This is a genomic window from Candidatus Binatia bacterium, from assembly GCA_035631035.1.
In the GTDB taxonomy this organism is placed as follows: Bacteria; Eisenbacteria; RBG-16-71-46; order SZUA-252; family SZUA-252; genus DASQJL01.
This window is the reverse complement of record DASQJL010000006.1, coordinates 1-5,624: the sequence shown is the minus strand read 5'-3', so window position 1 is coordinate 5,624 and position 5,624 is coordinate 1. Positions and strand designations below refer to the sequence as shown.

General features: G+C 71.1%; 8 protein-coding genes. 2 read left to right on the top strand and 6 right to left on the bottom strand.

Annotation, left to right across the window (positions count from 1 at the left end; translation table 11 throughout):
- Window positions 1-1,344 (bottom strand): glutamine synthetase (locus VE326_00635; GenBank protein HYJ31706.1); only part of this gene is annotated, 1,344 nt, incomplete at its 3' end.
- Between the two features lie 89 nt (window positions 1,345-1,433).
- Between VE326_00635 and VE326_00630 the strand changes: the two genes are divergently transcribed.
- Complete coding sequence (locus VE326_00630; protein HYJ31705.1) at window positions 1,434-2,267, top strand: isocitrate lyase/phosphoenolpyruvate mutase family protein; 834 nt, start codon at window positions 1,434-1,436, stop codon at window positions 2,265-2,267.
- On the top strand, window positions 2,264-2,809 hold the full coding sequence (locus tag VE326_00625; protein HYJ31704.1) for a DUF1572 family protein: 546 nt from the start codon (window positions 2,264-2,266) through the stop codon (window positions 2,807-2,809). The genes VE326_00630 and VE326_00625 overlap by 4 nt, the downstream gene beginning before the upstream one ends.
- 4 nt (window positions 2,810-2,813) lie before the next feature.
- On the opposite strand, the gene VE326_00620 is transcribed toward VE326_00625, so the two are convergent.
- The 5 genes from VE326_00620 to VE326_00600 all read right to left on the bottom strand — a co-directional run.
- Window positions 2,814-3,557, bottom strand: coding sequence for an endonuclease/exonuclease/phosphatase family protein (locus VE326_00620; GenBank protein HYJ31703.1), 744 nt, complete (start codon window positions 3,555-3,557; stop codon window positions 2,814-2,816).
- Window positions 3,554-4,042: a hypothetical protein gene (locus VE326_00615; protein ID HYJ31702.1), complete on the bottom strand. Its 489-nt coding sequence runs from the start codon at window positions 4,040-4,042 to the stop codon at window positions 3,554-3,556. Before VE326_00615 ends, VE326_00620 begins: the two co-directional genes overlap by 4 nt.
- A gap of 69 nt (window positions 4,043-4,111) precedes the next feature.
- Window positions 4,112-4,669: a hypothetical protein gene (locus VE326_00610; GenBank protein HYJ31701.1), complete on the bottom strand. Its 558-nt coding sequence runs from the start codon at window positions 4,667-4,669 to the stop codon at window positions 4,112-4,114.
- Window positions 4,670-4,696: 27 nt separating this feature from the next.
- The gene (locus VE326_00605; protein ID HYJ31700.1) at window positions 4,697-5,206 is read right to left on the bottom strand and encodes a GNAT family N-acetyltransferase; all 510 of its coding nucleotides are present in this window, start codon (window positions 5,204-5,206) and stop codon (window positions 4,697-4,699) included.
- Window positions 5,203-5,624, bottom strand: a 422-nt coding sequence (locus VE326_00600; protein HYJ31699.1) for an aldo/keto reductase, incomplete at its 5' end; no start/stop codon positions are given. The genes VE326_00600 and VE326_00605, both read right to left, overlap by 4 nt.

Here is a 5,624-nt window from a genome sequence, read left to right as displayed (position 1 = left end):
GTCCAGGACCGAGGTAGGGAAGACCCCTCCGGCCTCGAGGGGGGGACGCGCCTCATCGAGCGCGGCGAGGACCCCATCGCGATCGCGCGGCAACTGCGGCATGCGCGTGACGTCGATCGCCTCGCCGTGCGAGGCGGTGCGATCGAGGAGCGCGTCCAGGTCGAGCAGCTCCCGGCCCAGCGCCAGGGCCTGAGCCATGCCGGCGAGGAGGAGGTGCGCGTGCGCCGACCCGTCGGGAAGACGGAACTCGATGGTGGGCGGCCACGCGTCGCAGGCGCCCCCCGGCGCCAGGAGCGGAAGCCGGATCAGCGCCTTCCGGTTGTACGCCCCCCAGGTGATCGCGACCGGGGTCTCCTTCGCCTGCAGCAGCCGCACGAACGAAGAGGCCTCGCGATTGCCGAAGGCCATCAGCGCCGGCGCGAGCCGCGCCAGCCCCCCGATGAGCCAGCGGCCCGAGGGTCCCAGCTGTCCCCCTTCGAGGAAGGCAGCGGCCGGCGGGATCTCCCGCAGCGCGCGCGGCAGGCTGTGGATGTGGAGCCCGCTTCCGGCGTGCCCCTCCTTGAGGATGGGATCGAAGCGACAGGAGAGCCCCTCCACGTGCGCGAGATTGAGGAGGACCCAGCGGGTCAGGACGATGGCGTCCGCGGCGGCGGGGAGCGGCGCCAATCCCAGCTCGATCTCGTGCTGCTCCCAGATGCGGCCCCGGTCCTTCCGCTCGTCGACCAGCCCCACTTCGGCGTGCGCGTACTTCACGGCCACGCCCATGTCCGCCAGGTGGCGCAGCGCGCGGCGGCGCATCGCCTCGCCCGCCACGAAGGGGGTGGTCGCGTGGTAGCCGCGGTCGCGCCGCCGCTCGATCTCCGAATCGCTCGCGGGTCGCCCCAGGAAGTACTCCACCTCGCCCAGGGCCCAGTACTCCAGGCCGGCCTCGTCGCGAAGGCGCTCGAACGCGCGGCGCGCGATGGTGTCGGGGGATTGCGACAGCGGCCGCCCTTCGCGATCGCGATGCCCGCAGAGGAGGGCGAGGGTGGGAACCGGGGAGAAGGGGCTCAGGAACGCGGTCGCGATCCGCGGCACCAGCCGGATGTCGCTCGCCGCGCTCGGAAGCCCGTCGAACAGGCTGGACCCGTCGGCGCGCTCGCCGTGGCGCAGGATGCCCAGGAGGTGCGCGCGGCTCTGGGGGACGAAGTCGAGCGCTTTCATGACGCCATCCCCGCCGACGTGCATCAGCGTAACCAGGCCGATATCCTCCTGGTCGACGATGCGCACAAGGTCCTCCGCCGTCCATTCGCCCGGCGGCTTGCCCAGGATCTTCTCCAGTTTCGAGGCGGGAAATGCGCTCACCCCATCATCGTACACACGGCGCGGGCGGCGCGAGCAGGGCGACTTAGGTACCGGAGCCCGGGGGCAGGAGGGCGTATCATGAGGATCCCATGAGCGATTCCGCGACCCCGCGTCCCTCGCCGGCGGAAAAGGGCGCCCGCTTTCGGGCGCTGCATCAGGGTCCTCGTGCGTTCGTGATTGCGAACGCCTGGGATGCCGGATCGGCGCGGCTCCTCGCCCAGATGGGATTCGAGGCGATCGCCACATCGAGCGCGGCGGCGGCCCGGGCGCTGGGGCTGGAGGACGGCCAGATGGGGCGGGATCGGTCGCTCGCCAACGCGCGATCGATCGTGGAGGCCTGCGATGTTCCGGTCTCGGCGGACCTCGAGAACGGGTTCGGCGAGGCGCCGGCCGTTGCGGCCGAGACGATCCGGATGGCGGCCGCGGCCGGTCTCGCGGGCGCGTCGATCGAGGACGCGCCGGCGGGCGAAGGGGTCTACGACCTCGGCCTGGCGGCAGAACGGATCGCCGCGGCGGTCGAGGCGGCGCGAGGGCTGGACGCGCCGTTCACGCTGACCGCGCGCTGCGAGAACTTCGTGCGCGGGCGTCCGGACCTGGACGACACGATCGAGCGGCTGCGCGCGTACGAGCGCGTCGGCGCGGACGTCCTCTTCGCGCCGGGCCTGCCGACGCTCGAGGCCGTGCGGGAGGTCTGCTCCGCGGTGGGCAAGCCCGTGAACTTCATGGCGGGGATCCCCGGGAAATCGTTCTCGGTCGCGGAGCTCGAAGCGGCGGGGGTGCGCCGGGTCAGCCTCGCGGCCTCGCTCCACCGCGCCGCGATGGCCGCCCTTCGCGAAGCCGCCGAGGAGGTCCTGGGCCGCGGCACGTTCACTTACACCGACCGTCCCGGAGCGACGGCCCCGACGCAAGCGAGGGCGCGATGAACGAAGAGGCCTATCTGCGGGACGTGGTCCGTACCTATCGGAACTACAAGGCGCTGGGGGAGAAAGCGCTCGTCCAGACGCCCGAAGCGCACTGGCACACCGAGCTGGACGCCGCCTCGAACAGCATCGCCGTGATCGTCAAGCACGTCGCGGGCAACCTGCGCTCCCGTTTCGCCGATTTCCTGACGACCGACGGCGAGAAGCCGGACCGGGACCGCGACGGAGAGTTCACCATGACCGGGCGCGCCTCCCGCGAGGAGATCCTGGGTTGGTGGGAGCGGGGCTGGGCGACCGCGCTGGGATCGATCGAGAGCCTGCGCCCCGAAGACCTCGGGCGCACCATTCACATCCGCCAGGAGCCCTTCCTGGTCGTCGAGGCGCTCAACCGATCGGTCACGCACACCGCCTACCACGTGGGCCAGATCGTCTATCTCGCGCGCCATTTCGCCGGCGCGGAGTGGAGGTCGCTCACGATCCCCAAGGGAATGTCCGGCAGCCACCAGCGGGGCGATTTCCACGAGAAGGGGATCGCGCGGAGCTGACGGCTCAGGGAGCGACGACGGTGAGCAGCGGAAAGTGATCCGAGGCCGTCGCGGCCTCTCCGCCGCGCACGACCTCGCAGCGCTCCACCCGGCTCACCGTTCCGGCGGGAACGAAGAGGTAGTCCAGCCGCAGATGGGGATCCCAGGTCGGGAATGTGACGCCGGAGTCGTTCGGGTGGAGCGCGCGAAAAGCGTCCGCGTAGCCGGCATCGAGCATGATCTGGATGGTCTCCCAGCGCACGGTGCTCCCGAGGAGCGACGTGATCAGCCGGATCCGCAGCGGCAGGCGCCTCCGGTCCAGCTTCTCGCCCGGCGCGAGCGTGTTGAAGTCGCCGGTCAGGAGGTGGAAGCGGTCCCGATGCGAGGCGATGTCGCCCAGGATGGCTTTCAGCTCGCGCACGCGGCGCCGCTCCGACCAGTTGCTGTGCATCGCCCGCAGGTGCAGGGCGAAGACGCTGCACGGCGGAGCCGCCAGGTCCGCCTGAAGGAGGGAACGGGAGCATCCGCGGGGCTGGCGCCATTCGTGGCCCGCCAGCTCCACCCGGCTCAGGTAGGCCACCGAGCCGCCGGCCACCGAGCCGCAATGGGCCATCCCGGTGCGGTCGGCCAGGCGCTTCACGACGTCGGGCCGGGACGCCTCCTGCAGCAGGACCAGGTCGGGCTCGGCGCCTCGGATCACGCTGGCAAGGCTCTCTTCCCGCCCGACGCCGCCGTAGCGGATGTTGTAGCTGAGCAGGCGGAGCTTCACGCGCTCTCGAGCTTGCCGATCACGGTGAGGCAGGGCTCGCCGAGCAGGACCTCCTTCACGAACATCGTCCACACCTTGGTGGCCTGGATGTTCACGGGCCGTCCGACCATGCGGCAGAGCCTTTCCCTCAGGGGCACCAGGGCGGGCGCGACGTCGGGGTGCTCGTCGCTCAGCGGCTTCGAGTGGGCGCCGGGAATGTAGAAGCCGTCCGGCGTGAACCAATCCAGCACGGAATCCCCGACGAACGTCAGGTCCACGTCGCTCGTGCCGGGCCCGTCGGCGTCGAACGGCGCGCGATCCTCGAAGCGCTCCCCGGTGACCGAGCTTCCTCGAATGACGGCCGCCGCGTCGGGCGGCAGCACGGTTTCCACTTCCCGGCAGAATGCTTCGAAACGGGCCGGATCGCCTCCGAAGACGAGCCGGATCACGTTGGCCCGCTTTTCCTCATCGGTGATCTCGGCCCGGGTCTCATCACGTTCGGCCACGCGTTCCTCCAGGTTCCAGGTCCCACCCCTGTCGATTCTACCTCGCGACCCGGGGCGATCGAGCGTCGGCTACTCGGTCGGAGGTTCGGGCGGCGGCGACGACGGCCGCATGCTCGCCGTCAGGAACGTCACGGTATCCCAGGCGTTGTGGATTCCGACGAAGACCAGAAGCAGGGAGGCCGGCCCGATGAGGAAGAGCGAGTCCGGCACGCCGCCCGCGAGAACGGCACCCGCCACGAGCAGGACCGCGTACGCCAGAAGAGGAAGGGCGACGTGCCAGAGCCAGTCTTCGAAGACCGGCTTGTAGTCGCGCTGCCGCGACGCCCGTCTCATGACGATCAGGACATAGAAGACCCCGAGCGCTCCGCAGAGCGCGACGGCAACGCCTGCGGGGTGCAGCGCGCGCCAGGGGATGGAGAGAAGGCACGCCACCAGCAAGGAAGCGCAGAAGTGCACCACGTTCGGGGTGCCGAAGGCCGAGATCGTTTCCACGCCGCCGGGCCGGCCGCTCCCGCTGATGAGCGTCATGACCACGAACTGGAGCCCGGTGAGCGCGCCCGCCGAAGAGCCGACGATCACGTAGAAGCTGGCCCAGGCCTCCAGCGACGGTGCGATGGCTTCGTGCATGTGCGTCCTCCTGGGCCGGCCGCCGGTTCAGGCGCCGGAAGGGTCTCCGTCCAGCGTCATCTCGCGCATGGTTTCGCGGAAGCCGATCTTGGCGAAGAGGCGCCGCGCGGATTCGTTTCCGGACTTGGTCGCGAGCACCACCTGGGTCATGCCCCTGGAGTGGATCCAGGCGATCGCCGCGCGCAGGAGCGCCTCGCCGGCGCCCGAGCGTCGCGCGCGCTCGTCGACATAGACGTCGTGGATGAACCCGCCGGGGCCGCGCAGGTCCCTCCAGCTCGTGGGCTCGATGCTGGCGAAGACGTAGCCCACCACCTCGCCCAAGCGCTCGGCCACCCGCACGATGCAGTCGGGATCCTCCAGCTCGGAGACGAGGAACCGCCCGTAGCCCTCCTCGGGATGCGGCGTGAGGAGGAAGCGGCGCGGATCGGCGGCATGGTGCTGGCGCATGAGCGCCGCCCCGTAGCGTCCGAGCGCAGCCCGGTCGGACGCGGTCGCCGGCCGGATCTGAACGCCCGTCGGCTGTGGATCGGGCCTCACGCCCGGATCCATCCGCGAACCGCGTGCGGGCGGTAGGGGGCTTCGAGCGCCGCGATCTCCTCGGGCGCGAGGACCAGGTCGAGCGCGCGCACGGCGGCTTCCAGGTGCTCCATGCGTGTCGCTCCGACGATGGGCGCGGTCACGCCGGGTCGAGCGAGGAGCCACGCCAGGGCCGTCTCCGCCGGCGTGACGCCGCGCTCCGCCGCCACCCGGCGGTTGGCTTCGACCACGTCGGCGTCGCCCTCATGGTCATAGAGCTGGCCGGCCAGCGCCGCGTCGCCGCTCGCGCGGGGCGTGGGCTCTCCGGGCTCGCGGGCGAGGAGCCCGCGGGCGAGCGGCGACCAGGGGATGACGCCCAGTCCCTGGTCGACGCAGAGCGGAAGCATCTCCCGCTCCTCCTCGCGGTAGATCAGGTTGT